Genomic DNA, 26,385 nt, shown 5'->3' with positions numbered 1-26,385 from the left:
CGCTTCGGCCGGGGTGACGCGCCGAACTGGCTCCCTTCCCCCGCGCAGTTTGCGGGGGAAGGGCTGGGGATGGGGGGCGCCGGCCCGAGCACCGGGCCTGCCTGGCCACACCTGCCCTCAGCCAGCCACCATCACACCCCTGGATCCCCGCATCCGCGCACTCGCCTCGCCCACCGCCACCGTGATCGCCGACCCCAGCAGGGCGAACCACAACGTGTCCACCACCTTTGGGATCGCCCCGAACTGCTGCAGCGCCCAGAGCAGCGTCATCCCCGCGACGGCAACCCCCATGCCGGTCACCGCGTCGCGCCCGTCCGCGCGCTTCGAAATCAGCCCCAGCAGGAACCCGCCCAGCAGCCCGCCGTAGGTGAACGAGGCGATCTGCAGCGCGATCACCACCAGCGGCGTTCCCTTGGCGATCAGCTGAAAGGCCAGCGAAACGGCGATCATCACCACGCCCCACAGCAGCGTGAACCGCTTGCCGACACCCAGCAGGTGCGCCTCGTCCTTTTTCCCCCGCAGCGGCACGTACAGGTCGTGCACCGAGACGGCGGCCAGCGCGTTCAGCGACGACGACATGGCCGCGGCCAGGATGGCGGCGACGACGAGCCCCGAGACGCCCGGCGGCAGGTGGTCCAGCGTGAAGCGGGGGAAGATGGCGTCGGGCGTGTCCCACGTCCGCCCCTCGTAGAAGACCCACAGCCCCGCGCCGATCAGCAGGAACAGGGCGAACTGCCCGATGACGATCACCGCCGAGCCGATGATGGCCCGGCGCGCGTCCCGCAGCGAGGGCGATGCGAGCAGCCGCTGCACGATCAGGTGGTCGGCCCCGTGCGAGGCCATGGTCAGGAACGCCCCGCCGACGAGCCCCGTGAACAGCCAGTTGGCCTGCGAGAACCCGCCGTCCAGGTGAATCACCCGCAGCTTGCCGGCGTCGCCCGCAACCTGCACCAGCCCGCCCCAGCCGCCCGGGATCAGCCCCAGCACCACCCACAGCACGGCGATGCCGCCCACGATGTAGATGAACATCTGCGCGACGTCCACCCACACCACCGCCCGCAGCCCGCCGTAGTAGCTGTAGACGAGCGTGAAGATGCCGATGGAAAGGATGGACGCCCACACCGGCATTCCCGTGATCAGCCCCAGCGGGATGGCGGTGGCGAAGATGCGCACCGCATCCGCCAGCACGCGGGTGACCAGGAACACGAGCGAGGCCAGCCGCCGCGCGTCCTGCCCGAAGCGGCGCTCCAGCAGCACGTACGCCGTGGCGATCTCACCTCGGAAGTAGCCAGGGAGCAGGAACACGGAGATGGCGATGCGGCCCAGCAGGTAGCCCGCGGCCAGCTGCAGCATCCACAGGTCCCCCGTGTACGCCGTCGCCGGCACGCTGACCACGGTGAGCGCGCTCGTCTCCGTCGCCACGAGCGAGAAGCAGGCGGCCCACCACGGGATGGAGTGGTCGGCCAGGAAGTAGTCCTGCGCGTCCTTCTGCTGGCGGCCCAGGACGGTGCCCAGCACCGCGACGAAGGCCACGTACGCCAGGACCACGGCCAGGTCGATGGCCCCGTTCACGCCTCCCCCCGCGTGCGTGTCATTGTCTTTCGTCTGGATGGGCGTGAGGGACAAATCAACGGCGGGGCTGCGGCGTCCAATCTCGTGTGCGCCCCGCCGTGTTGCAATCCGTGCAATCGGCGCGCACGTGCTATATAATTAGCACAGCCGATCCACGCAGCCGACATCCTATCCTCCCAGCGGCCATGAGCTCCCTCCTTCGCATCGTCCCGGCGCTGCTTCTCGCCACCAGCGCGCCCGCCGCGGCGCAGCTGCGGTACACGGTGGACATCGACGACCCCGCCACCCACCGCGCCACGATCACGCTGCGGGTGGACTCGCTCGCGGCGCGGGACAGCACCTTCCAATTCGCGGCGACGGCGCCGGGCACGTACCAGACGATGAACATCGGGCGCTTCGTGCGCGACCTGCGCGCCACGGACGCGCGCGGCCGGCCGGTGGCGGTGCGCAAGCAGTCGGAGAACGCGTGGGTGTTCGGAGATCCGCGGCGCGTGCGCACGGTGACGTACCAGGTGCTGGACACCTGGAACACGCCCGTGACCGAGTTTCCCATCTACCCCATGGCCGGCACCGCCATCGAGGCCGACCACGCCCTGCTGAACGCGCACGCCATGCTCGGCTTTCCGCGCGGCATGCAGGCCCAGCCGGTGTTCATCCGCTTCGAAGCGCCCCCGGGGTGGACGGTGGAGACGCCGCTGGTCGCGGGGCCGGACGGGTACCGAGCGAACAGCTACGACCACGCGGTGGATTCGCCCTTCCTGCTCGGCGCGCGGCTCACCACGTCCACGCTGACGGTGGGCGGCGTGCCGGTGCGCATCGCCGCGCACTCGCCGTCGCAGGGCATCACCGCCAGCGAGCTGCGCGACGCCATGCAGGGCACGCTCACCGCGGCGGGCACCTTCCTGGGGCGCCTGCCGGTGGACCGCTACGTATTCCTCTTCCGCTTCGCCCCGCAGCGCCAGGGACAGGCGATGGGCGCGTGGGAGCACAGCTACAGCTCGGAATACGTGCTCCCCGACGTTGCGTACAGCGCGCGCGTGGGCGAGCAGGTGACGGACATCGCGGCGCACGAGTTCTTTCACATCGTCACGCCGCTGAACATCCACTCCGAGATCGTGGAGCACTTCAACTTCCAGACGCCCGTGCCGTCGGCGCACGTGTGGCTGTACGAGGGCGTGACGGAGTGGGCGTCGGAAAAGATGCAGCTGGACGGCGGGCTGTTGTCGCTGGAGGAGTACCTGGGCAACGTGGTGGGCAAGATGAGGACGGACCGCACCCGGTACGACACCACGTTCTCGCTCAAGCAGCTCGCCCTGACGTCGTTCACGGCAGCGGGCGCGCGGCAGTACGGAAACATCTACCAGCGCGGCGCCGTGGTCGCGGGGCTGCTGGACATCCGCCTGCTCCAGCTTTCCAACGGGCGGCACGGGCTGCGCGACCTGATGCTGGACCTCTCCGCCGCCTACGGACCACGGCGGCCGTTCCCGGAAGATTCGCTCTACGCCATCATCGCCGCGCGCACCTCGCCGGAGGTGCTGGACTTCTTCGCGCGCTACATCGACCGCGCCGAGCGCCTGCCGGTGCGCGAAACCTATGCGCTCCTGGGCATCGACCTGGTGGAGGACGAGCGCGGCATGCCGCAGCGCCTGGTTCCGAACCCCAACCCTACCCCTGAGCAGCTGCGCCTGCGCGAAGCATGGCTGCGCTCCGGCTCCGGCGCCTCCGCCCCGCCGCGGTAGAAGCCCCCGAGCAGGGGCAACGACGAGACGGTGACGGGCCCTGGCGCACGCCAGGGCCCCCGACGGCGGTCCGGGAACGCGCGTAGTATCGGCCTTCACGTTGCACCGATCTGGTGCACGCCGCCCTATCCCGGTGCAGTGGGCCGCGCGAGAGAAAATGTTGGCAAAACCGTGCAACGGGCTGGCCCGCCGGGGCTTGCGGGCTTCGCTCGCCGCCGCTGGGCCCCGGTCCCGGCTGTGCAGCGGCGGGCACTACCCCCACGGCACCCTGCCCCGGGGGAACCCGTACAGAACGGACGCCTATGCGAACCGCCCGTACCCTGGCCGCCGCCGTCTGCGCCGCCCTGGCGCTTGCCGCCTGCGACGCCCTCACCCCATCCGTGCAGCCGGAGCAGCCGACCGCGGCCTCCCTGCGCCTGGACCCCATGTTCGCGCGCGCCGCGACGGAGTTCGGGGTGCCGGTGGCCCTGCTCAAGGCTGTCGCCTTCACCGAAACCGGCTGGCAGTTCGCCCGCGGCGAGCACAGCGACATGGAGGGGCTGGCACCCGCGTACGGGATCTTCGCGCTGCGGGGCGAGCGCCTGGAGCGCGGCGCCCGGCTGGCCGGGGTGAGCCTGGCCGCGGCCCGCACCGACCCCGAAGCCAGCATCCGCGCCGGCGCGGCACTGCTTCGCGCCGAAGGCCAGGCGCAGCAGGTGGCCGGCTCGGACCTGGGCTCGTGGGAGCCCGCGGTGGCGAGCTTCAGTGGCATCGCCAACGAAGAGGCCCGGGCGGGCTACGTGGCGAACGGCGTGTACCGCGCGCTGCGCCTGGGCGTGAACGACGCCGAGCAGGCCTCGCTCGCCGCCCATCCCGGCGTGCGGGTGTCCCCGGCGGTGCTTCCCGCCGGCCCGCGGTACACCACCGAGTACGGCCCGGCCATCTGGACCCCGTCGCCCAACTACACCTCGGGGCGCTCCGGGTACTCCACCGCGCTGGTGGTCATCCACACCTGCGCCGGAAACTACAGCGGCTGCTGGAGCTGGCTCACCAGCACCCAGTCCGGCGTGTCGGCGCACTACGTGGTGGGGCAGACGGACATCGGCGGCGGCGTGGCCGAGGTGCGCCAGCTGGTGGACGAAGACAACACCGCCTGGCACGTGGGCAAGTACTGGCAGGGGTATCCCACCAACCCGCGCTCGGTGGGCATCGAGCACGGCGGCTTCTCGTACGGCAGCAACGGCTACGGTCCATGGCCCGCGGTGCAGTACAACACCTCCGCAACGCTCACCTGCGACATCGTCAAGAGCCGCGGAATCATCCGTGACCGCGACCACATCATCGGCCACTACCAGCCGGACCCGGTGAACCGCGCGCACGACCCCGGGCAGGGCTTCCCGTGGGCGGACTACATGAGCCGGATCAACAGCTGCGTGGGCGGCGGCACCAGCCCCGCCATCACCGTCGACAGCAACACCGGCAGCCCCGGCACCGACACCCGCTTCTCGGTCTCGGGCAACTGGATCGCGTCCACGGGCACGGGCGGCTACTACGGCACGGGCTACTACTACGCGAGCACGGCGGCGGTGAGCGACCCGGCAAACTTCGAGTTCTACCTGCCGGCCGCCGCCACCAAGGCGGTGTCCGCGTGGTGGACCTCCGGCACCAACCGGTCGACGACCGCGCCGTTCATCATCTACAACGCCAGCGGCACGGAGCTCGGGCGTCGCTCGGTGAACCAGCAGACGGGCGGCGGCGCGTGGCAGTCGCTGGGCAGCTACAGCTTCTCGGCCGGCTGGAACAAGGTTTCGCTCTCGCGGTGGACCACGGCGGGCTACGTGGTGATCGCCGACGCGGTGCGGATCCAGTAGCAAGGCAGGTTGCGAAAACCGCGGCCGGTCCGGAGCTTCCGGGCCGGCCGCGCCGCACGCGGGCCCGATGGCAACCAGCGAAGTCCTACCACGAGTGTACATGCCCAATTTTTCGCGAGCACTCCCGTTCTGCGCCCTGGCCCTCGTCGTGGCGGGGTGCGGTACGGATGCCGGCGCCGCACCCAGCCGCCCGCCCACCCCGCCCGCGGCGGCGCTTCCCCCCGCCGACCCCGCCGACACGCTCTCGCTGGTGGAGCGCGAAGGGATCGCGGGGCGCATCGTCTTCATCGCCGAGCGCGACGGCAACAAGGAGCTGTACTCCGTCCGCCCCACCGGCGCAGGCGAGCAGCGGCTGACCGCGCGGCCGGCGCAGGACTTTGCCGGCGACCCGCTTCCCGACGGCTCGGGGCTGCTGGTGATCTCGCTGGAGGGCGAGGGACCGTCGCGGGTGGAGCGCTTCTGGATGGCGACGGACGGGAGCGGGCCGCCGCGTCCCCTGGGGCCGCGCGGCGCGCTGATGCGCAGCCCCAGCTGGGGGCCGGACGGACGCTGGCTGGTCTACGAAAGCAACACCCGCGATGGCTACCGCGACATCTACCGCCTGGACCGGGCCACGGGGCAGGTGCGCGCGCTCACCGCCAACCCTGAGGGCAACTTCCGCCCGGTGGTGTCGCCGCGGGGTGACTGGGTGGTGTTCGGCTCCAGCCGCGACAGCGTGTCGGAGCTGTACCGGATGCGCCCCGACGGCAGTGGCCAGGAACGGATCACCCACACGCCGCGTGACGAGTGGGGCGCCCGCTGGTCGTCCGACGGCGGGCTGCTCGCCTTCTTGAGCGACCGCGACGGGAGCGACCGGGTGTACGTGAGCTACCCCGACGGCCGGGAAACGCGCCGGCTTTCGGAGGAGCCGCTGGACCCGCACGTGATGGAAGACCGGCCTGCGTGGGCACCGCAGGGCTTCGGCATCGCCTGGGTGCGGCGGAAAGCGAACGAGCCGTCCCGCATCCTGATCCGCGACGTCACGACGGGCTTCAAGGGCGAGGTGCGCGCCCGCGGGCTGGGGTCGCTGGAAGACCCCGCATGGTCCCCGGACGGGCGCTACCTGGCGTTCACGCTCACCCGTGGCGACAGCGCCCAGGTGTACGTGGCGCGCGCGGACGGCACCCGCCCCACCCGCATCACCCACGCGCCCGGGCCCAACTGGGCCCCGGTGTGGCTGGGCGCGCGCACGTCCCCGCCGCCGGCCGCACCATCCGCGCGGTGACACGGGTGCGCATGCGTGGAAACCTGTGCGAGCCCCTCGAAACGGGAAACCTCCCTCGCGGCGGCGGCCGCAGGGAGGTTTTTTCATCGGACCCGGCGCTCGGCTAGTAGTTCAGGCGCGTGCCGATCATCCATCCAACCACCCCCAGCACGACCGCCCCGGCGACGTACGGCAAGGGCGACGCACCGTCGGCCATCGACCAGTACGCCCACCTTCCCGCCCAGATCGGCAACCCGAGCCACGCGGCCAGCCCCGGAAGCAGCAGGCCGACCGAGCCGGGCCCTCCGCCATGCGGCACAGGGAAGAACCCGCTGAAGATCACCACGATCAGCATGCCGGGACTCAGCACCAGCAGGGTCGCGGCCGCGGCGACCAGCGCGCAGAAGAGGCCCAGCACGGGGCGGCGGGAAGGAGCCCGCTTGGGTCGGCTGGCTCCGCCGTGCAGGAAGTTCCCGCAGGTGGCGCAATAGCCCGCACCCATCGGATTCACCGTGGAGCAGTTGCCGCACACCGTCGTCCCCGGCTTGAGGGGCTCTGACGAAACGGATTCCACGACCTCGGCCGCCATCCTCAATCTCCCGCCAGCCCCAGCCCGGTCGGCACGAACGGCGCTTCGTGCATCACGATGGGCTTGCGCTTGCGGACCAGCAGGATCCACTCGCGGATGGAGACGACGATCACCATCACCGCCACACCCATGAACACCAGGGCGACGACGGCGTCCAGGCGCGCGTTGAACATCATCTGCTGCGCCGCCTCCACCGTCTTTGCGGCCGCGGGAAGCCGGCCCTCCGCCAGCGCGGCGTCGATGGCGCGGGCCTGCGAGAGGAAGCCCAGCTTGGGATCGGCCGCGAACACCTTCTGCCACCCCGCCGTGAACGTCACCACGGCCAGCCACGCCAGCGGCCCCAGCGTCACCCAGGCGAAGCGCGCCTTGCCCATCTTGATCAGCACCGTCGTTCCCACGCACAGCGCGACGGCCGCCAGCAGCTGGTTGCTGATGCCGAACAGCGGCCACAGGCTGTTGATGCCGCCCAGCGGGTCTACCACGCCCTGATACAGGAAGTACGCCCATCCGCCGACCACCAGCGCGCTGGAAAGGACGATGGACGGATACCACGACGTCCGCCCCAGCGGCTTGTACACGTGGCCCAAAATCTCCTGCATCATGAAGCGGCCCACGCGCGTGCCGGTGTCGATGGTCGTAAGGATGAACAGCGCCTCGAACATGATGGCGAAGTGGTACCACACCGCCATCAGCCCCGACCCGCCGATCACGCCCGAAAAGATCTGCGCCATCCCCACGGCCAGCGACGGCGCGCCGCCCGTGCGGGCCATCAGCGACTCCTCGCCCACCGACGTCGCCAGGCCCTGCATCTGCTCGGGGGTGACGACGAAACCCCACGCCGCGATGGTGCGCGTGGCCTCCTGCATGGTTCCTCCCACCACCCCCGCCGGCGCGTTGATGGCGAAGTAGACGCCGGGGTCCAGGATGCCCGCGGCCACCATCGCCATCACGCCCACGAACGACTCCATCAGCATGGCGCCGTAGCCGACGAGCCGCGCATCCGTCTCGCGCATCAGCATCTTGGGCGTGGTGCCGGATGCCACCAGCGCGTGGAAGCCGCTGATGGCGCCACACGCCACGGTGATGAAGGCGAACGGGAACAGCTTGCCGGCGAACACGGGCCCGGTGCCGTCCACGAACTGCGTCATCGCCGGCATCTTGATGGTCGGCAGGCTCACCAGGATGCCCGCGGCCAGCGCCACGATCGTCCCGATCTTCAGGAACGTCGACAGGTAGTCGCGCGGGCACAGCAGCACCCACACGGGAAGGACGGACGCCACGAAGCCGTAGCCCGCCATCAGCCACACCAGCGTGGTCTTTTCGACGGTGAAGAAGTCGGCCAGCACCGGGTTCTCCGCCACCCACCGTCCCCCGACGGTCGCCGCCAGCACCAGCGCCACCCCGATGGCCGACGCCTCGCCCACGCGGCCGGGGCGAAAGGCGTGCATCCACCACCCCATCAACAGGGCGATGGGCACCGTGCAGGCGATGGTGAACAGCCCCCACGGCGAGTGCGCCAGCGCGTTCACCACGATCAGCGCCAGCACGGCCAGCAGGATGGCCATGATGGAAAGCACGGCTACCATGGCGATGAACCCCGCCGTGGTGTTGATCTCTTCGCGCGCCATCTGCCCCAGCGACTTTCCGTCGCGCCGCATGGAGGCGAACAGGATCACGAAGTCCTGCACCGCGCCGGCCAGCACCACGCCGATGATCAGCCACAGCGTGCCCGGCAGGTAGCCGAACTGCGCCGCCAGCACCGGCCCCACCAGCGGCCCCGCCCCGGCGATCGCCGCGAAGTGGTGGCCGAAGAGCACCCAGCGGTTGGTGGGCACGAAGTCCACGTGGTTTTCGAGCCGCTCGGCGGGCGTGGCGCGGTTCGCGTCGAGCTCGAAGACGCGCGTGGCCAGGAACTTCCCGTAGAAGCGGTAGGCCACGGCGTAGGTGCACACCGCGGCGATCACCAGCCAGGCGGCGTTGATGGTTTCGCCACGGTGAAGGGCCATGGTGCCCAGCGCCACGGCGCCCAGCAGGGCGACGGCGGCCCAGGCCAGCTTGGGAAGGTGCGTGCGCATGGGGGACGGGGCGGGAGGGACGTTCGTCAGGGGAAGCCGCGCGGAAAGTGCGGTGATGGGGGTGCGGAAACAAGAGGGGGAACGAATGATGGAAACCGGCTCGGCCGGATGGTGGTATACTGGGTGGTGTGTCCGCCCAAACGTGTCAGCCACAGATACCTGCATCCAGCCAATGACGACGTTGCGAACTCTTCTCATCGGCGTGCTGGTGGCGTTGACAGCCTGTACGCCCGCTTCGAGCGAGCAGACCCGCCAGTCGGCCGAGAGGGGGGACACCTCTGTCGCCGGATTTCTGCGTGCGCACGGTTTCCGCCTGGACAGCGTGGTGGCGGAACGTGAATCCTACCTGGCTGCACTCGGCCGGCGCGCATCGGACGACGCGGTTCATCTGTTCGCGCTGCGCCGCCCCGGGCCCGCATTACGTCTCCTCGGCGCGCCCGAGGCCATGATGGAAAACTATGCTCCGCAACGCATAGGTTTTCTTTCTCTCGGTGGCTCGGGAACGGATGCTTTTTTCTACACCCATGACATTCCGGTGGAGGGCGTGATCGGCACCGCTGTTTACGCGATCCAAGCGGACTCGATGGTCATGACGTACGGGTCGGAGGAGGACAACGAGTGCAGGCCGGCCGCGATACGGGATGTGAACGGCGACGGGCGAATGGAGCTTGTGACGTATACCCGAGACCCGTCGGACGGCGACTGCGGTTCTGAGTGCCATCTCGACATCGACGAGCAGTTCGGGATGGGACCCCAATGGGTGTATACGAGTGGACCGGCAGCCGGTGGAAAATATCGAATACGTCATTCCCCGCATTCTATGCGGATCTTGCCCGGCGATATCGGGAAGTCGCCGCGTGGCTGGCTGACGAGGGCGGCACCGTCAGCCAGCACTGCCAGACGGCGCTCTGGAGGAGATTGAAGCCCATCCTTCACGGTTGGGCCGAGCGGGCAGAAGCGATCGCCCGGCCCGCCGCGGATTGAGCGTTCTGGGAACGGAACTCAGATCTTACCTTCGCCGAACAACGTAGGCGCCAGCGTAGAGATTTCCCTTCGGCGAGCGGGAGCGAACGCATGGATTGGAATGCGCCTTTGGCGCGCGTCCAAACGTCTCACCAAGGTACCAACGCACTCCGGTCCGGACGGGGCGGGCCTGCCGGGGGGCATGCCCGCAGTGCGAGCAGCCCCTGCTTTCGTCCGGGTTTCTGAGAAGGCTCCCCATCCGTCCGACGATCCAGAAACACACACCAATCGAACGCAGTTCGACGTGGCGGGGCGGGACTACGCGCACCACCACGCTCGGCGGGGTTACATACACGCAAGAGGTGGCGTACGACAGCGAGGCGCGGCCCATGCAGCTGAGCGTGACGGGACCCTGGAGCGGCGCAAAGACCTCGGCTACACGTACAACGGTCGAGGGCAGATGGAGACACTGCGCGACCTGGGCGGCTTCACCTCGACGCTGGCATACAACGGCAACGGCACCGAGAACTCCTACGTTTCGAACGACGACCAGGCGTGGGTTGCTCTCGGGTTCGAATACTACAGGAAGGTTGCCATCAACAGACTCTTCCTCAACGCCAAGTGGATCTACCCGCTGGCGTTTGCCACACTGCAGGCGTGTACCTGCGATCGCATCGTGAGCGAGCAGATCCGCTCGCCCGACGACCAACATCAGGTGGTCGTGTTCTCCGACGTGTGTGGGTATAACGTCAGTCTGAATACGCAGGTGGCGGTGGCTTCGTCCAGTCGCGGCTCGGGATGGAAAGGGAACGCTTTCATCGCGTTCAATGGTGACCCGGTGGGGCCTTATAACGCTGGAGGAGGACCAACCGTCCACGCTCGCTGGGTTGCCAACGACACGATCGTGCTCACGTATCACAAGTCGGCCCAAGTCAAAGTACAAAACCTGAACGTCGATGGCATCGTCATCCGCTACGAGGTCGACTCGGCTTCGGTCACCCGAACTGATTCGGCCGCCGCGGCTTGGTGATGGGCGGAGGTTCTGAGGCCTGTGAGACGAGGCGGTGCTCGTAAGACAGGGAACCGCCCGTGCGCTACGCCGCGGGCGCGTTGCTGCATCCGCGAGCAGATCGGCCTGGGCCAAGTCGGCGAGCCAGGCAAATACACTTACGGATAGGACGCGTTCGTATCGTGCTACTGGGACCGACTACCCGCTACGGCCGGCAAGGCCAGGCGGAAGCGCAGGGGACGGCAGACGACATGATCGCGACGGGAACATCTGTCAGCACGACCTGACTAGGTTTCCATGAGTTGGTGCGTGTGCATGGGGGCGGCTCTGGTGAGTCGCCCCCCGTTGCTTTGAGTCGCCGCGCCCGGCCAACTCCACGCCACCAGCCTCGCGGAAACAAAAAGGGTAAAAACCACACCCGTGCCGCCCAATGTGGTACGCGCCTGCGCGCCTCTGGCCCATTCCGAGCGACATTTGCAGAAAGTTCTTGCGGTTTCCGCCGGGCCGCGCACACCTTGCCCCCGCGTTCCGATGCGGCCCTCGCGATGGAGCCCATCCGGAAGGCAGGCGCGTCCCCCGCTCGTTCACCTCCGCCCCTGGCGCCGCCTGACGGCCGGCGAGGCGCGGCACGGTACACACGAGCGCCTGCACGGCAGGCATTGGGGACACCCGCCTGCAGGAGAACTGTTTCCGACCCAAGTTTCTGGACACCACGAGGAGCGACGACACAGCTCAGGGGACCACCGGGGCCGCCGCCACAAGGCCCCGCGGGGTGGCAGGGAAGACGACGAGAGCCGGCGCGGCCAGGACAAGGCCGTCGTGCGCCGGCGCCAGAGCCAGGATCGGGCAGGGCTCCCGCTGTTGCGGCCGCGCAGAGTGCGCCGGCCGCGGGTGCGCACGACGAGCGTGCGCGCCCTTCCCTACCACTTCGTGAGGTGCGTGATGAAGAAGCTCCACATGGCCGCGCTCGCCGTCATCGCCGCGGGCGGTACGGTGCTCGGCACCCCCACCCGGGCGAACGCCACCTACCAGCTGGCGCCGGTGCTGTACTGCTGCGAGTACCGCGACGTGCGGTGGGGGTTCGACAAGATCCTGAGCTCCTGCTGCCACATCGGGGGCTGCCAGGCGACAGCGAACGGCTGCACGCCGGCCTGATTCGGTGTCGACACTTCCAACTTTCTACCAGGCGAATCCCATGAACCGCAAGCTGAACCTGTTCGCCGCCGCAATCGTGATGGCGGGTGGCCTGACGTTCACCCGCCCCGCGCAGGCTACGATGGCGCTGACGCCCGACTTCACGCTGAAGGCGTGCTGCAGTTCGGCCGACAACAAGCAGTTTTGCTGCTTCGAGGGCGGTGATGGCTGCCGCATTACGGCGGCTGGCTGCACGCGCGTGTAACTCCTGCCGTGGGTGCCGGCGCAGGCCGGCACCCACATTCGCTCACTTCAGAACGATGATGCTTACCCATCCGTTGTCCGCCGCGTGCGTACTCCGCTGGAGGGCACTTATCCTGGTTTTGGCGCTGCCAACTGCCTGCGGTGAGGCTGCCAGGGATGCACCCGCCACGGCAGCCCCCAGCAGTGTCTATGGCGCCGTAGAAGTGGCACGTTCTTCCGAGACTGTCGAATTCGCTGGGATCTCGGCGATGGACGTCGACAGCCGCGGCCGCATCCTCGTCGGGGACGGCGGTGCAGTCGTGGTCCTCTCACCCGAAGGGCGGGTTGAAAAGCGCATTGGACGCCCGGGAAGCGGACCCGGAGAGTTCCGGTACGTGGCCACGATCGCCATCCTCGCCCGCGACAGTGTGTTCGTCTATGACCCTGGCTTGCGGCGCATAACCGTGTATGCGCCTGGCGCCGACAAGCCTGCGTACAGCACCCAATTGTCGAGTGGCCAGACGACGCTTCCGTACTGGGCCCGACCTGCAGGCAAGCGGGGGCAGATCGTTGCGGTATTCAACACGGCCCGGGGCGACGTTCCCGAGCGCCAGAACGGCACCGTGCCGGCCGAGGTGCTGCGGCTGCTGAACCCGGACGGCTCCCTCGCCCGCGACTCGCTGGTGCTGATGCCCGAGGTTCAGATGCTGGACATCAACAACACCGAGGGTCGGGGCGCCTTTCACTACCCGTTTGCGCGGAGCAGCGCGTTCGCCCTGTCGCGCGGGGGCGTCATCTACCACGCGTGGACCGACTCGCTCCACTTCACGGCCTACGCACTGGATGGGCGCCGCCTGCGCGAGTTCCGCGTGCCCCACGCCCCCCGGCCCGTGTCCAGCGCGGAGATCGACAGCGTCGTGCAGAGGCTGGCGAAGCCGCCCTTCTCCGAAGCGACGATCCGGCGCGCGCTTCGAGAGGCCGACACGCGCACCTGGCCGGCCTTCCGCGGGTTTTTCGTCGACGACCAGGAACGCCTGTGGGTGGCGCTTACGCCCGCCAGCAACGACGCCGACCTGGAATGGTTGGTCCTCGGACCTTCCGGACAGCGCCTGGGGTCGCTTCGCCTGCCCCAGAGCGTCACGCTGGGCGCCGTGCGGGGAGACCGCGCGTACGCCGTGGCCCGCGACGAGAACGACGTGGAATCCATCGTGGTCTACCAACTCACCTCCACTCCTGGCGCCACAGTGGCAAAGGCGGGGAAATGACGAGAAACCAGCTCACCTCCACCCTGGTGACCGGGGTGCTGGTCACCTGCGCGGTGCTGATCACGGCGGCCGTCGTGAAACGCGAGTTCCTCCCCTCCGCCGCCGCGGCACCCGGACCCGACCTGCGGCCCCGGAAGCTGGAGAACGCGGCCGCCCTGGCGAAGACGGGCCAGGTGATGGGCCGCCCCGAAGCGCCGGTGAAGATCGTGGAGTTCTCCGACTTCCAATGCCCGTTCTGCGCCCGCGCGCAGGAGGTCATCGAAAACGTCAGGCGCCGGCACCCGGACCGGGTCGCCGTCGTGTTCCGGCACTTTCCGCTGGACGCCATCCACCCGCACGCCCGCACCGCCGCGATGGCGTCGGAATGCGCGGCCGAGCAGGGACGCTTCCACGCGTACCACGATGCGCTCTTCGCGCGGCAGGACTCCATCGGCACCCGCGCGTGGGAGGCGTTCGCCGCCGACGCGGGGCTGCGCGACCTGCCCGCCTTCCGCCAGTGCGTGGACTCCCGCAGGCACGCGGCGGCGGTGGAGCGCGACGCGCGGGTGGCGGCCGAACTCGGGCTGGAGGTTACCCCGTCCCTCATCGTGAACGGGGAGCTGCGCCCCGGCCTGCCCACGGAGGAAGACCTTGAGCGCTGGGTGCTCGCCGGCGGGCGCTGACGAGGCGCGGGCGGACGACGGGGCACAGCTCACCCGCCGCGCGTTCCTCCACCAGGCCGCAGCCCTGGCCGCGGGTGCCTGGGCGGGGGGGTGCAGGGACGGGGCGGCCCCCGCGGAGGCGCCCGGTTCGGTGGAAATCCTGGTGGTGGGCGCGGGGGTGGCCGGGTTGGCCGCGGCGCGGGAGCTGGAGCGGAGCGGGCACGAGGTGCTGGTCCTGGAGGCGCGCGAGCGGCCCGGCGGGCGCGTGCTGACGCTGCGGGAGCCCTTCGACGACGGGCTGTACGCCGAGGCGGGTGCGGTCTTCGTGCCCGCGCACCACCACCACGCGATCACCTTCGCCCGCGAGCACGGCGTGCCGCTCGTTCCCGCGTTCGACCGGCGCCGCGCGGCCAACCAGTGGTTCCACGTGGCGGGCCGGCTCGTCCGCGCCGACGTGGAGGGACGCGTTCCATGGCCGCTGGCGCTTCCACCCGCCGAGCAGGGCATGTCGCCTGGTGCCCTGCAGGAGCGGTATCTCGGGCCGGTGATCCAGCGCCTGGGCGACCCGGCGCATCCCTCGTGGCCGGGGGAAACGGCGCTGGCGTACGATGCGTCGAGCGTCGCCGGCCTGCTGCGCCGCCAGGGGGCCTCGGAGCACGCGATCGCGATCGCGCGGCTCGGCTACCTGGACGAGTGGGGCGACGGCATCGACCATTTATCCGCGCTGGGAATGCTGCGCGACCTCGCGATCAACGCGCGGGGCCACGACGCGTTCTCCGTCCAGGGCGGAACCGACCGGCTCCCCCGCGCCATGGCGGCCAAGCTGACGGGACGGATCCGCTACGGTGCCGCGGTCACCGTTATCCACCGGCGCCGCAGGGGCGTGGAAGTGGAGTACGTCGAAGAGAGTACACTGCGGACGGTGAGGGCACGGCGGCTGGTGTGCGCGATCCCCTTCCCCGCGTTGCGCACCGTCCGGGCATCTCCCGCGTGGACGGCGGGCAAGCAGGCCGCCATCGACGGACTGCCGGCGACCTCCGTGACGCGCGTGTACCTGCAGGTCAGCCGCCGGTTCTGGGACGAGGACGCCCCCGCCAGCACGCCGACGGACCTGCCCATCATGCTGGCTGCCGAGGCCAGCCGGGGCCAGCCGGGCGGGCGCGCCATCCTGGAAGCGTTCATCACCGGAGCGCGGGCGCGGGAGGTGGAACGAATGGCGCCAGCAGATCGCGTCTCGTTCGTGGCAGGGCACATGGAGCGCATCTACCCCGGCCTTGCGCGGCACCTGGAGCGCGGCGCCTCGTACGCCTGGGACGCCGACCCGTGGTCCCGGGGCGACTACGCCTGGTTCCGCCCGGGGCAGGTGCGACGCTTCCTTCCGCACCTGGCCACGCCCGAGGGCCGCGTGCACTTCGCGGGCGACCACACCTCCACCTCGCCGGGGTGGATGAACGGCGCGCTGGAGTCCGGGCTCCGCGCCGCGGCGGAGGTGGCGGATGGATCGCGCTGACGGGGAACCGGCGCCGGGGCAACCGTCGAACGAGGGTGGGCATCTACTCCAGGGAAGCGTTACCGCGAGCAGTTCGCGCCACGGCGCGTTTTGTGACCGATTGTGCTAGCGCACTACCACGTATAAATTTAGGGAGTCGGCCCCCTGGACTGGCGTCCAGGCCCGGTGCCCCGCCTTTCTCCCGCCGAGTTGCATGATGCCAGCAAGACGCACCGCTGCCGCCGTCGTGGCTGCCCTCGTCGTCGCCCTGCTCGGGGGCGCCATCTACGACCGCACCCGCGACGCCCAGGCCGCGCCCGGCGCCCCGGAAAAGGGGTCCAAGCCGCTGGTGCAGACCTCCGCGTCCACCTCGTTCGACAGCGACGTCGCCATTCCCGTGCAGGGAACGGCGGCCACGCGCGGCGAGCTGGTGATGGCGGTCAGCGCGGCGGGGCAGGCAGAGGCGTGGCAGAAGGCGGTGCTGGTGGCGCAGGTGAACGGACGCATCGCCACGCTGGGCGTGCGCGAGGGCGACGGCGTGCGCTCCGGCCAGGGCGTGGTGGGGCTGGACGGCGCCGAGTACGCGCTGGCGGTGGAAGAGGCCGAGGCGGCGCTGCGCGAGGCGCAGAGCAAGTACCGCGAGGCCACGCTGTTCGACGAGCAGATCACCGACGCCTCCGTCCGGGCCGACCGACAGGCCGCGGCGCGCGCGCGCAGCGGGCTCGACGCCGCCGACGTGCGCCTGCGGCGCGCCCGGCTGGACCTGGCGCGCACCCGGCTGGGCGCTCCCTTCGCCGGCCGCGTCGCCTCGCTGAAGGTGGTTCCCGGCCAGTGGGTGCGGCAGGGCGACGAGCTGATGACCGTCGTGTCGCTGGACCCCATCCGGGTAGAGGTGCAGGTGCTGGAAAGCGAGATCGCGCACCTGACGGCCGGCCGCACCGCCACCGTCAGCTTCGCCGCGTTTCCCGACGAGCGCTTCACCGGCCGCGTGCAGACCATCAACCCCATCGTGGAGAGCGGCACCCGCACCGCGCGCGTCACCGTGCTGGTGCCCAACCCGGGCGGCCGCATCCTTCCCGGGATGTACGCGCGCGTGTCGCTGGAGGCGCGGCGCTACGCCGACCGCGTGATGGTGCCCCGCAGCGCCATCCTGGAGCGCGACCGCCGCACCATGCTCTTCGTGTACGAGGGCTCGGGGAGCGAGGGCCTGGCCAAGTGGCGCTACGTGACCACGGGGCTGCAGAACGACGGCTTCGTGGAGATCGTCCCCAACCCCGACACCGACAGCGTGGCGCCCGGCGAAACGGTGCTCACCGAGGGCCACTACACGCTCATCCACGACGCGCGCGTGCGCCTTGTGGACGACGCCAAGGCCGAGGGCGGACGCCCGTAGCGGCTCGACGGCGATCGAACTCCCCCCTCTTCGCACGGCAGTCCCGTGCGGGAAGGGCCGGGGCGAGGGGCCGCTTCGGCGCGCTCGTTCCACACTCTTTCGATGGACCACCCGATGAAGGTTTTTTCGCTTTTCGCGGCGCTGCTCGCGGCCGCCGCACCCGTGGCGGCGCAGACGGCGCAGGACAGCATGCCGCTGTCGCTGGCCCAGGCGCAGCGCATCGCCACCGAGAACAATCCCCAGTACCGCCGTGCGCAGACCGAGCTGGGCACGGCCGAAGCGGACCTGCGCCGCACGCGGGGAGCCTTCCTTCCCACCGTTTCGCTGGACTTCGGCGCCAGCGGCGGGTTCAGCCGGCGGTTCACGGGCCAGGACCAGTTCGGCGAAACCGTGGTGCGTGACACGGTGCTGGAAAGCAACTACAGCCGCGCCAGCCAGGGACTCGCCATCCGCTCCATCACCCTCTTCGACGGGGGCAAGCGGCAGCGCGAGCGCCGGGCGGCCCAGTCGGGGTACCAGGCCACCGAGGCCCGCATCGGCGCCGAGGAGGTGCGCGTGCGCGGCGAGGTGGAGCGGCGCTACTGGGAAGCGGTGCGTACCAGCCAGGCCATCGCCCTGGAAGAGGCGCTCCTCAGGTCGGCGCGCGAACGGCTGGAATCCACCCGCGCCCTGCAGCGCGTGGGCGTGCGCGGCCCCATCGACGTGCTGGGCGCCGAGGTGACGGTCGCCGAGCAGGAGCAGGCGCTGGAAAAGGCGCGCGGCGACGCGCGTCGAGCGCAGCTGGACCTGCGCCAGTCGATGGGCGTGCTCGACGGCCCGCCGCTGGCGCTCACCGATGCCCCCGCCGCGCCCTTCGACCCCGCGGCGCTGGACATTTCGGCGCTCGTGGCGCGCGCCATCTCGAACCACCCGCGCGTGGCGCGGGTGCAGTCGGCCGAGCAGCAGGCCGAGCACCGCCTGAGCGCCGCGCACACCAGCCGCTGGCCGCGCCTGAGCATGGGCGCCAACCTGGGCCGCAGCCAGAACAACAGCGACTATTCGGGATTCGTGCAGGTGAACCCGCTGGACCAGGCCGTCGGGCTCAACTTCGACCTCAGCATCCCGCTCTTTTCGCAGTACCAGACCGTGTACCAGATCCAGGCTGCCCGCGCCACGCGCGACGCGGCGCGCGAGGATTCGCGCGCCGAGCGGCTGACGGTGGAGCGCGACGTGCGCGTGGCCGTGGTGGAGCTGCAGAACGCGCACACCGCCGCGGCACAGACCGCGAGGGCGGTGGAGTTGAACCGCCGCCGCCTGGAGCTGGCACAGCAGCAGTACCGCGTGGGCGCGCTGACGCTGATGGAGCTGACCGACGCGGTGGAGCGCGCGGCCCGCGCCGAGCGCGACGCGCTGCGCACCCGCTTCGAGTTCGCCGCCGCGCTCGCCACGCTCGACGAGCGCGTGGGCGGCGGCGTGGCGCCCTGACCGGCCGCACCCCCTTCGATCCACCACGGCACCCCGCCCCATGTCGCTGCCGAGCATCGCCATCCGCCGCCCGGTGGCCGTCGCCATGTTCTTCCTGGGCGTGGTGTTCCTCGGGCTGCTGTCGTTCTTCCGCCTGCCCATCGACCTGCTTCCCGACGTGGCGTACCCGCGCCTCGTCGTGTACACCACCGACCCGGGCGCCGCCCCGGCCGAGGTGGAGCGCTTCATCACCGAGCCGGTGGAGCAGGCCGTCAGCACCGTGCCGGGCGTGCAGGGGGTGGAAAGCGTCACCCGCGAGGGCGCCTCGCTGGTCACCGCCCGCTTCGCGTGGGGCACCGACATGGACTTCGCCGCGCTGAACGTGCGCGAGCGGCTCGACAACATCCGCGACCAGCTTCCCGAGCTGGCTGCCCGCCCCGTGGTGCTGCGCACCGACCCCCGCAGCGAGCCCGTCCTGGCGCTTTCCATCGCCGGCGGGCGCGACCTTCCCGGCCTCAAGGAGCTCTCGGAGACCGTCTTCAAGCGGCGGCTGGAGCAGATCGACGGCGTGGCCCTGGCCCAGGTGACGGGCGGGGTGGAGCGCGAAATCCACGTGGACGTCGATCCCCGCAAGCTGGAAAGCTTCGGGCTCACCGTGCAGGACGTGGCCACGGCGCTCAAGAACGCCAACGCCGCGGCGCCGGGCGGCACCATCCGCCGCGGCCGCTACCGGTACGCGCTGCGCACCCTGGGCGAGCTGCAGGGGGTAGACGAGATCGCCGCCGTGCCGCTGCGGCGCGAGGGCGCGGGGCTGGATTCCACCGGCGCGCGGGTGCTGCTGCGCGACGTGGCGACGGTGGACGACGGCTTCCGCGAGCGCGAGTCGCTGGCCCGCTACAACGGCCAGGAATCCGTGGGGCTGATGGTGTTCAAGAACGCCGACGCCAACACCGTCCGCGTGGCCCGCCAGGTGGACGAGACCCTCGCACAGCTTCGCCGCGAGTACCCCGACATCAAGCTCGAAGTGGCCGTCAGCCAGGCCGGGTTCATCTCCGACGCGCTCTCCAACGTCGTCCAGGAGGTGATCCTGGGCGGCATCATGGCCTTCCTGGTCCTCTTCCTCTTCCTGCGCGAGGCGCGCTACCCCGTCGCCATCGCCCTGGCCATCCCCATCTCGCTGATCGCCACCTTCGCCATGCTGCACGCCACCGGCGTGTCGCTGAACATCCTGTCGCTGGGCGGCATGGCGCTGGGCGTGGGCATGCTGATGGACAACTCCATCGTGGTGCTGGAAAACATCTTCCGGCACCGCGAGCTGGGGCTGCGGGCCCGCCTGGCCGCCGCCGCGGGGGCGGAAGAGGTGCAGCGCGCCATCACCGCCTCGACCATCACCACCATCGCCGTCTTCGGCCCCATCGTGTACGTCGAGGGCGTGGCGGGCGAGCTGCTGGGGGCGCTGGCCATGGCGGTCGCCTTCTCGCTCCTCGCCTCCATCGTCGTCGCCGTCACCCTCCTCCCCGCCCTGGCCGCGCGGTGGGAGGGGGATACCGGGCGCACGGCGGGAAGCGGACCCGTGGGGCGGTTCTTCGCGCCCCTGCTGGACGGCTTCGACCGCGGGTTCGCGCGCTTCGCCGCGCTGTACGAGCGCACCCTGCAGGCGGGAATGCGGCGGCGCGGGCGGACGATGGCCGTGGCCTTCGGGCTGCTGGCGGTGGGCGTCGCCGTCGGGCTGATGCTGGACCGCTCGGTGCTCCCGGAGGTGGACCAGGGCGCCTTCCGCCTGCGCATGGAGCTGCCCCAGGGCACGCCGCTGGACCGCACGGCCGACGAGAGCGCCCGCCTGGAGCGCACGCTGCGCGCGGACCCCGCCGTGGCCGCCGTCTTCACCCGCGTGGGGCGGCAGCTGGCGGTCGCGGGGATGGACGACCGCGAGAGCGGGCTGAACACCGCCGTCCTCGACGTGCGCCTGAAGGGCGGCCAGGCCACGGCCGCCGCGCTGGAGCGGCTGCGCCCGGGGCTGGCGAAGTTTCCCCCCGGCAGCGTGACGGCGGAGTTCGGGCAGGCCACGGCGCTGGGCAAGCTGATGGGGGGCGGCGAGGCCGACCTGGCGGTGCGCGTTCGCGGCGAGAACCTGGATTCGGCGATGGCCTACGCCGCCCGGGTGCAGCGCCGCCTGGCGGCCGAGCCCACCCTGGCCAACGTGCGCGTGGGATCGGACATGGGGCAGCCCGAGATGCGCGTGGAGATCGACCGCGAGCGCGCCGCCGCCTTCGGCGTGGACCCGCGCAAGATCGCCGAAACAGTGGAAGGCTACATGAAGGGGGCGACGGCGACGGACCTGGTGGAGTTCGACCGCAAGGTGCCCATCGTCGTGCGCCTTCCCGACGCCGAGCGCCGCTCCGCCGCCACGCTCGAGGAGCTTCGGGTGGACGGCGTGCCCCTGCGCGAGGTGGTGCGCGTGTACGACGCCGCGGGGCCCAGCGAGATCCGCCGGCTGGAGCAGGGACGCATGGTGGTGGTGCACGCCGACGTGGCCACGGGCGGGGTAGACCAGGCGGTGGAGCGGGTGCGCACGGCGCTGGCCGCCGCGCCCGCTCCGCACGGCCTGCGGGTGGAGATCGGCGGCGAGAACGAGGAGATGCGCCGCGGCTTCCGCGGGCTGGCCTTCGCCTTCCTGCTAGCGATCATCCTCGTCTACATGCTGCTGGCCGCCGAGTTCGAGTCGCTGCTCCTTCCCTTCATCGTCCTCCTGGCCGTCCCCCTGGCCGCCGTCGGGTCCACCCTGGCGCTGTGGATCACCGGCGCGGGGATCAACACCATGAGCCTGATCGGCATGGTGATCCTGGTGGGGATCGTGGACAACGACGCGGTGGTCAAGGTGGATTTCATCAACCAGATGCGCCGCCAGGGGATGAGCCGCCGCGACGCCATCTTCGCCGCCGGGCACGCGCGGATGCGGCCCATCGTGATGAACACCATCACCGCCATGCTGGGGCTGCTGCCGATGGCGCTCGCCCTGGGCCCCGGCGCGGAGCTGCAGGCGCCGCTGGCCATCGCCGTCTTCGGCGGGCTGCTCTCGGCCACGGCGCTGACGCTGGTGGTGATCCCCGTCGCGTACGACCTGCTCGACGAGCTGAGCGAACGCATCGCCGCGGCCTTCGGCCGAAAGCCGGCCGAGCCGGCGATCCACTTCCCCGCCGGCGTGCCGGCGGGCGATTGAGGCGGACGGCCGCCCGATGATCCGCTTCTCCATCCGCCGCCCGGTCGCCGTGGCCATGGCGTATGCGGCGCTCGCCCTGCTGGGCGTGGCGTCGTGGCTGAACGTGCCCCTGGAGCTGCTCCCCGACACGCAGCTGCCCCGGCTTCGCGTCACCGTCAGCTGGCCCGGCGCCTCGCCCGAGGTCACCGAGGCGTTCCTCACCTCGCCGGTGGAAGCCGCCGTGCAGCAGGTGCGCGGGGTGGAAACGGTCACCAGCACCTCCGAGGAGGGGCGCGGCGAGATCGAGGTGGAGTTCGCGCGCACCGCCGACATGAACTTCGCGCGGATGGACCTGGGCGAGCGGCTGGCAGCCCTCGACGAAAGCCTTCCCGAGGGCGCCGGCCGGCCGGTGGTGGAGCCGTACGTCCCCGAAGAGTTCCAGGAGCAGAACCGCCCGTTCCTGCGCTACACCATGACCGGGCCGCTCACCGCCGAGGCGCTGCGCACGGTGCTGGACGAAACGGTGGCCCCCGAGCTGCGCCAGGTGGAGGGCGTGGCCGACGTGCAGGGGTTCGGCGGTCGCGAGCGGGTGCTGGAGATCGCGCTCGACGAGCGGCGCATCCTGGCGCTGGGGCTGACCCCCGAGCAGGTGCGGCAGCGCGTGGCCGGCGCCGAGGACGTGCGCGAGGCCGGCGCGGTGGAGCGCGCGGGAATGCGGTACACGCTCGCCATCCGCGAGTACGCCGGCTCCGCCGAGCGCCTGCGCCGCCTGGCCCTGCTGACGGACCAGGGGCGCGTCGTGCGGCTGCGGGACGTGGCCGTCATCCGCGACACCTACGAGGAGCCGCGCAGCCTGTACCGCATCGACGGGCAGCCGGCCGTCTCGTTCCAGGTGGTCAAGCAGATCGGCAGCAACGTGGTGAAGGTGGCCGACGCGGTGAAGGCCCAGGCGGCGCTGGTCGAGCGCCGGCTACCCGGCGGCGCCCGGCTGATCCTGGACGACGACGAGAGCGAGGCCGTCCGCACGCAGCTGACGGACCTGCGCGGCCGCGCCGTCTCGTCGGCGCTGATCGTGTTCGTGGTGCTCTTCCTCTTCCTGCGCTCGTTCCGCTCGGCCGCCATCGTCTTCGCCAGCATCGCCTTCTCGGCCCTGATCACCCTCAACCTGCTGTACTTCGGCGGGCTGACGCTGAACGTGCTGACGCTGATGGGGCTGGCGATGGGCTTCGGGCTGATCATCGACAACGCCGTCGTGGTGCTGGAGAACGTGTACCGCCACGCGCGCACCGCCCCCGACGCCCGCGCCGCCGCCGAGCGCGGGGCCGGCGAGATGGTGCTTCCCGTGCTGGCGGCCACGCTGACCACCATCATCGTCTTCATCCCCTTCCTCTACCTGCAGGGCGAGGTGCGGCTCTTCTACGTGCCGCTGGCCATCGTGGTGGGCTTCGCCAACCTGGCCTCGCTCTTCGTCACCTTCACCTTCACCCCGGCGCTGGCGGGGCGGCTGCTGGAGTCGCGCGTCCGCACCATCCGCGAGCGCGAGGTCTCCACCCGGCGGCCGCTGTACGAGCGGCTGTACGCGGCCGCGGTGTCGGCCACGCTGCGCCGCCCCTGGCTGGCCGTCGTCGCCTCGCTGCTGATGCTGGGTGGCAGCTTCCACCTTTTCGACAAGTACGTCACCCGCGGGACGGTGTGGCAGCCCTGGTGGGACCAGGAATCCTACATCAGCATCAACTTCGGCCTCCCGCGGGGCGAGGAGCTGGAGCGCACCGACGAGCTGGTGAAGTACTTCGAGCAGCGGCTGAAGGCCATGCCCGAGGTGTCGCGCTTCACCACCTACGTCTACCCGCAGGCCGCGCAGATGCGGGTGGACTTTCCCGACTCGCTGCAGGACACGTCCATCCCCGTTTCCATCAAGGAGCAGCTGGAGGCGTACAGCCACCAGTACGGCGGGGCCGAGGTGCGGGTGTACGGCTACGGCCCCTCCTTCTACGGCGGGGGCGGGTCGCCGCCCAACTACAGCATCAAGGTGCTGGGATACAACTACGAGCAGGTGCGGCGCATCGCCGACGACCTGGGCACCCGGCTCCAGCGCTTCACCCGCATCCAGGACGTCGACACCAACTCGTCGGGGGCGTGGTACCAGCACGACAAGGCCACCGAGGTGGTGCTGCGGGTGAACCGGCAGGCGCTGGCGGCGCACGGCGTCACCTCCACCGAGGTGGTGCAGCGGGTGAGCGCGGCGGTGGGACGCAACGGGCAGCGCGGCTTCCTGCGGCTGGGCGACGAGGAGATGGCGTTCAGCGTGGCGCTCGACGGGCACCAGCGCATGGACGTGCAGCAGCTGCGCGACCTGCTGATCCCCGCCCCCGGCGGCGGCGCCGTGCGGGTGCGCGACGTGGCGCGGGTGGACGAGCGCGAGGTGCTCAGCCGCATCATCCGCGAAGACCAGCAGTACCAGCGCACGGTGAGCTACGAGTTCCGCGGGCCCGCCAAGCTGGGCGACAAGGTGCACGAGGCGGTCATCAAGGCCACCCGCCTCCCCGCCGGCTACACGCTGGTGGGGCGCGAAGAGTGGAAGTGGTCCGACGACGAGCGCACGCAGATCTACGGGGTGCTGGGCATTTCGCTGGTGCTGGTGTTCATGGTCACCGCCGCGCTCTTCGAGTCGCTGCGCCAGCCCCTGTGCGTGCTGCTGACGGTGCCCATGGCGCTGATCGGCGTGTTCATGGTCTTCTTCTTTTCCGGCGCCAGCTTCACCCGCGAGGCCTTCATCGGGGTGATCATGATGGGGGGCGTGGTCACCAACAACGCCACGCTGCTGGTGGACCACCTCAACCAGGTGCGGGCCACGGCTGGGCTGCCCCTTCACGACGCCATCCTGCGCGGCACCATGGAGCGGGTGAGGCCCATCCTGATGACCAGCGCGGTGACCATCCTGGGGCTGCTGCCGCTCGTGCTGTTCAGCGAGGCCGCCGACGCCAACATCTGGAACGCGCTGGGATACTCGCTGCTGGGCGGGCTGGCCAGCTCCACCGTCCTGGTGCTCACCGTCACCCCGGCGCTCTACCTGCTCTTCGAGCGCGGCCCCGAGCGCCGGCGCCTCCGCGCCCTCGAATCCACGGCGCCCGCGCCGCCCGTGGACGCGCCGGCACCCGAGCCCGTGCCCGCCTGAGCGCGCCACCTTTCCCCGCCGCACCCCCGACCCGACCCATGGAATCGAAGATCCGCCGCTCCATTGCCCTCGCGGCCTGCCTCCTTCTCGCCGCCTGCGGGAGAGAGTCCGCGAGCACGGGATTCGTCGTCGACACCCTCCCCGGGGGACGCGTCGTCGCCAGCAACACCGGAACGGGTGCGTGGAAGCAGGGCGAGGGATGGACGCTCGTCGAGGAGCTTCGCATCGGCACGGCCGACGGCGCGGGGCCGGACATGTTCAGCGGAATCCAGGCGCTGCAGGCCGACCCGCTGGGCCGCGTCTGGGTGGCCGACCAGAGCACGCGCGAGCTCCGGGTTTTCGGAACCGACGGGCGGCACGTGCGCACCGTCGGCCGCAAGGGTGGGGGTCCGGGCGAGTTCGAGGGCGTGATGGGGATGTCGTGGGCGGCCGACGGCACCCTGTGGGTGGCGGACGCCAACAACAACCGGTACACCGTCCTCGACACCGCGGGCCGGATGGTCGCTGCGCACCGCCGCGAATCAGGGATGATGGCGATCCCGTGGCCCGGAGGCTTCGACAGGCGGGGGCGGCTGCACGACATCGTCCCGGGAGCGAACTTCCGCCCGATGGTGGTGCGCTACGGGCCAGACCTGAAGCAGGCCGACACGGTTCCCATCCCGGAGCACAAGCAGGCCAGCTTCGAGATCGTTCGCGACGGCCGGACCCGGATGAGCGTGACGGTGCCCTTCGCGCCGAGCCGCGAGTGGGGGGTTTCACGCGGAGGCGTGTGGATCGGCAGCGGCGACGCCTTCCGTGTTCACCGGCTGGGGGAGCGCGGCGACACGGTGTTCACGATCGAGCGGCAGTACGAGCCGGTGCCCGTTACGGCGGCGGAGCGGGATACCGCCCTGGCGCGGCTGAAGTGGTTCACGGACCAGGGCGGCAAGCTGGACGCCTCGCGGGTCCCGGCACACAAGCCGGCGTTCGAGGGATTCTTCGAAGACGACCAGGGCTACCTGTGGGTGCACCCGTACGCGCGCGAGGGCCAGGAGGGCGGATACGACGTGTTCGACCCGTCCGGCCGGTACCTGGGACACGTGGAGATGCCTGCGGCCACCGGCTTCGTGCAGCCCGTGGTGCGTGGCAACCTGCTGTATGCGGTGGTGCTGGATGACGACGGCATCGCGTACGTGGCGCGGTACCGCATCCAGGGGCGCTGATCCTGTTTTCACGGGGAGGAGGGGACGGAGAACAGGCTCTCGATCCCTCCTTTTCCGTTCCCCCACCTTCCGTCCGTGCCCTGCGTGGGAGGCCGATCGTCCGCGGCTGCATCTGACGGCACCGTGGTTGCTGCGTTACATTCCTGACAGGCAGCAACCTT

The 26,385-nt window shown here is 70.6% G+C and carries 18 protein-coding genes; 15 read left to right on the top strand and 3 right to left on the bottom strand.

What is annotated here, in order from left to right; all coding sequences use genetic code 11:
- Window positions 1-117 precede the first annotated feature (117 nt).
- Window positions 118-1,572 carry a sodium:solute symporter gene (locus VGB24_RS01930; protein ID WP_331071266.1) on the bottom strand — a complete coding sequence of 485 codons (1,455 nt, stop codon included), beginning with the start codon at window positions 1,570-1,572 and terminating at the stop codon, window positions 118-120.
- A gap of 185 nt (window positions 1,573-1,757) precedes the next feature.
- Between VGB24_RS01930 and VGB24_RS01925 the strand changes: the two genes are divergently transcribed.
- The 3 genes from VGB24_RS01925 to VGB24_RS01915 all read left to right on the top strand — a co-directional run bounded on the left by VGB24_RS01925 (window position 1,758) and on the right by VGB24_RS01915 (window position 6,425).
- Window positions 1,758-3,311, top strand: a complete 1,554-nt coding sequence (locus VGB24_RS01925) for a hypothetical protein (protein ID WP_331071265.1) — start codon at window positions 1,758-1,760, stop codon at window positions 3,309-3,311.
- 302 nt (window positions 3,312-3,613) lie between these two features.
- Window positions 3,614-5,161: an N-acetylmuramoyl-L-alanine amidase gene (locus VGB24_RS01920; RefSeq protein ID WP_331071264.1), complete on the top strand. Its 1,548-nt coding sequence runs from the start codon at window positions 3,614-3,616 to the stop codon at window positions 5,159-5,161.
- A 100-nt stretch (window positions 5,162-5,261) separates the two neighbouring features.
- On the top strand, window positions 5,262-6,425 hold the full coding sequence (locus tag VGB24_RS01915; RefSeq protein ID WP_331071263.1) for a hypothetical protein: 1,164 nt from the start codon (window positions 5,262-5,264) through the stop codon (window positions 6,423-6,425).
- 103 nt (window positions 6,426-6,528) lie between these two features.
- On the opposite strand, the gene VGB24_RS01910 is transcribed toward VGB24_RS01915, so the two are convergent.
- The gene (locus tag VGB24_RS01910; RefSeq protein WP_331071262.1) at window positions 6,529-6,993 is read right to left on the bottom strand and encodes a hypothetical protein; all 465 of its coding nucleotides are present in this window, start codon (window positions 6,991-6,993) and stop codon (window positions 6,529-6,531) included.
- A gap of 2 nt (window positions 6,994-6,995) precedes the next feature.
- Window positions 6,996-9,068: a carbon starvation CstA family protein gene (locus VGB24_RS01905; protein ID WP_331071261.1), complete on the bottom strand. Its 2,073-nt coding sequence runs from the start codon at window positions 9,066-9,068 to the stop codon at window positions 6,996-6,998.
- Window positions 9,069-9,240: 172 nt separating this feature from the next.
- On the opposite strand from VGB24_RS01905, the gene VGB24_RS01900 reads away from it, so the two are divergent.
- The 12 genes from VGB24_RS01900 to VGB24_RS01845 all read left to right on the top strand — a co-directional run bounded on the left by VGB24_RS01900 (window position 9,241) and on the right by VGB24_RS01845 (window position 26,224).
- The gene (locus tag VGB24_RS01900; protein ID WP_331071260.1) at window positions 9,241-9,990 is read left to right on the top strand and encodes a hypothetical protein; all 750 of its coding nucleotides are present in this window, start codon (window positions 9,241-9,243) and stop codon (window positions 9,988-9,990) included.
- A 501-nt stretch (window positions 9,991-10,491) separates the two neighbouring features.
- Window positions 10,492-11,061 carry a hypothetical protein gene (locus tag VGB24_RS01895; RefSeq protein WP_331071259.1) on the top strand — a complete coding sequence of 190 codons (570 nt, stop codon included), beginning with the start codon at window positions 10,492-10,494 and terminating at the stop codon, window positions 11,059-11,061.
- A 921-nt stretch (window positions 11,062-11,982) separates the two neighbouring features.
- Window positions 11,983-12,195 carry a hypothetical protein gene (locus VGB24_RS01890; protein ID WP_331071258.1) on the top strand — a complete coding sequence of 71 codons (213 nt, stop codon included), beginning with the start codon at window positions 11,983-11,985 and terminating at the stop codon, window positions 12,193-12,195.
- Between the two features lie 40 nt (window positions 12,196-12,235).
- A complete protein-coding gene (locus VGB24_RS01885) occupies window positions 12,236-12,439 on the top strand; it encodes a hypothetical protein (protein ID WP_331071257.1) in 204 nt (67 codons plus the stop codon).
- 247 nt (window positions 12,440-12,686) lie between these two features.
- Complete coding sequence (locus VGB24_RS01880; protein ID WP_331071256.1) at window positions 12,687-13,682, top strand: hypothetical protein; 996 nt, start codon at window positions 12,687-12,689, stop codon at window positions 13,680-13,682.
- Entirely contained in the window at window positions 13,679-14,344 is a 666-nt protein-coding gene (locus VGB24_RS01875; protein WP_331071255.1) for a DsbA family protein, read from the top strand. Before VGB24_RS01880 ends, VGB24_RS01875 begins: the two co-directional genes overlap by 4 nt.
- Window positions 14,313-15,833, top strand: a complete 1,521-nt coding sequence (locus VGB24_RS01870; RefSeq protein WP_331071254.1) for an NAD(P)/FAD-dependent oxidoreductase — start codon at window positions 14,313-14,315, stop codon at window positions 15,831-15,833. Before VGB24_RS01875 ends, VGB24_RS01870 begins: the two co-directional genes overlap by 32 nt.
- Window positions 15,834-16,026: 193 nt before the next feature.
- Entirely contained in the window at window positions 16,027-17,205 is a 1,179-nt protein-coding gene (locus VGB24_RS01865; RefSeq protein ID WP_331071253.1) for an efflux RND transporter periplasmic adaptor subunit, read from the top strand.
- Window positions 17,206-17,319: 114 nt separating this feature from the next.
- A complete protein-coding gene (locus tag VGB24_RS01860; RefSeq protein ID WP_331071252.1) occupies window positions 17,320-18,669 on the top strand; it encodes a TolC family protein in 1,350 nt (449 codons plus the stop codon).
- A gap of 40 nt (window positions 18,670-18,709) precedes the next feature.
- Window positions 18,710-21,868 carry an efflux RND transporter permease subunit gene (locus VGB24_RS01855; protein ID WP_331071251.1) on the top strand — a complete coding sequence of 1,053 codons (3,159 nt, stop codon included), beginning with the start codon at window positions 18,710-18,712 and terminating at the stop codon, window positions 21,866-21,868.
- A 16-nt stretch (window positions 21,869-21,884) separates the two neighbouring features.
- Window positions 21,885-25,022, top strand: a complete 3,138-nt coding sequence (locus tag VGB24_RS01850; RefSeq protein WP_331071250.1) for an efflux RND transporter permease subunit — start codon at window positions 21,885-21,887, stop codon at window positions 25,020-25,022.
- A 38-nt stretch (window positions 25,023-25,060) separates the two neighbouring features.
- Complete coding sequence (locus VGB24_RS01845; protein WP_331071249.1) at window positions 25,061-26,224, top strand: 6-bladed beta-propeller; 1,164 nt, start codon at window positions 25,061-25,063, stop codon at window positions 26,222-26,224.
- The last annotated feature ends 161 nt before the right edge of the window (window positions 26,225-26,385 follow it).

The organism is Longimicrobium sp. (genome assembly GCF_036399935.1).
Lineage (GTDB): Bacteria > Gemmatimonadota > Gemmatimonadetes > Longimicrobiales > Longimicrobiaceae > Longimicrobium.
This window is presented reverse-complemented; position numbering and strand designations above follow the sequence as displayed.

What these genes read in the sequence shown, in the direction of transcription:
- VGB24_RS01925 (WP_331071265.1), top strand. Translation starts at nt 1,758, where the DNA reads ATGAGCTCCCTCCTTCGCATCGTCCCGGCGCTGCTTCTCGCCACCAGC.
- VGB24_RS01920 (WP_331071264.1), top strand. Translation starts at nt 3,614, where the DNA reads ATGCGAACCGCCCGTACCCTGGCCGCCGCCGTCTGCGCCGCCCTGGCG.
- VGB24_RS01915 (WP_331071263.1), top strand. Translation starts at nt 5,262, where the DNA reads ATGCCCAATTTTTCGCGAGCACTCCCGTTCTGCGCCCTGGCCCTCGTC.
- VGB24_RS01910 (WP_331071262.1), bottom strand. Translation starts at nt 6,993, where the DNA reads ATGGCGGCCGAGGTCGTGGAATCCGTTTCGTCAGAGCCCCTCAAGCCG.
- VGB24_RS01905 (WP_331071261.1), bottom strand. Translation starts at nt 9,068, where the DNA reads ATGCGCACGCACCTTCCCAAGCTGGCCTGGGCCGCCGTCGCCCTGCTG.
- VGB24_RS01900 (WP_331071260.1), top strand. Translation starts at nt 9,241, where the DNA reads ATGACGACGTTGCGAACTCTTCTCATCGGCGTGCTGGTGGCGTTGACA.
- VGB24_RS01895 (WP_331071259.1), top strand. Translation starts at nt 10,492, where the DNA reads ATGGAGACACTGCGCGACCTGGGCGGCTTCACCTCGACGCTGGCATAC.
- VGB24_RS01890 (WP_331071258.1), top strand. Translation starts at nt 11,983, where the DNA reads ATGAAGAAGCTCCACATGGCCGCGCTCGCCGTCATCGCCGCGGGCGGT.
- VGB24_RS01885 (WP_331071257.1), top strand. Translation starts at nt 12,236, where the DNA reads ATGAACCGCAAGCTGAACCTGTTCGCCGCCGCAATCGTGATGGCGGGT.
- VGB24_RS01880 (WP_331071256.1), top strand. Translation starts at nt 12,687, where the DNA reads ATGGACGTCGACAGCCGCGGCCGCATCCTCGTCGGGGACGGCGGTGCA.
- VGB24_RS01875 (WP_331071255.1), top strand. Translation starts at nt 13,679, where the DNA reads ATGACGAGAAACCAGCTCACCTCCACCCTGGTGACCGGGGTGCTGGTC.
- VGB24_RS01865 (WP_331071253.1), top strand. Translation starts at nt 16,027, where the DNA reads ATGATGCCAGCAAGACGCACCGCTGCCGCCGTCGTGGCTGCCCTCGTC.
- VGB24_RS01860 (WP_331071252.1), top strand. Translation starts at nt 17,320, where the DNA reads ATGAAGGTTTTTTCGCTTTTCGCGGCGCTGCTCGCGGCCGCCGCACCC.
- VGB24_RS01855 (WP_331071251.1), top strand. Translation starts at nt 18,710, where the DNA reads ATGTCGCTGCCGAGCATCGCCATCCGCCGCCCGGTGGCCGTCGCCATG.
- VGB24_RS01850 (WP_331071250.1), top strand. Translation starts at nt 21,885, where the DNA reads ATGATCCGCTTCTCCATCCGCCGCCCGGTCGCCGTGGCCATGGCGTAT.
- VGB24_RS01845 (WP_331071249.1), top strand. Translation starts at nt 25,061, where the DNA reads ATGGAATCGAAGATCCGCCGCTCCATTGCCCTCGCGGCCTGCCTCCTT.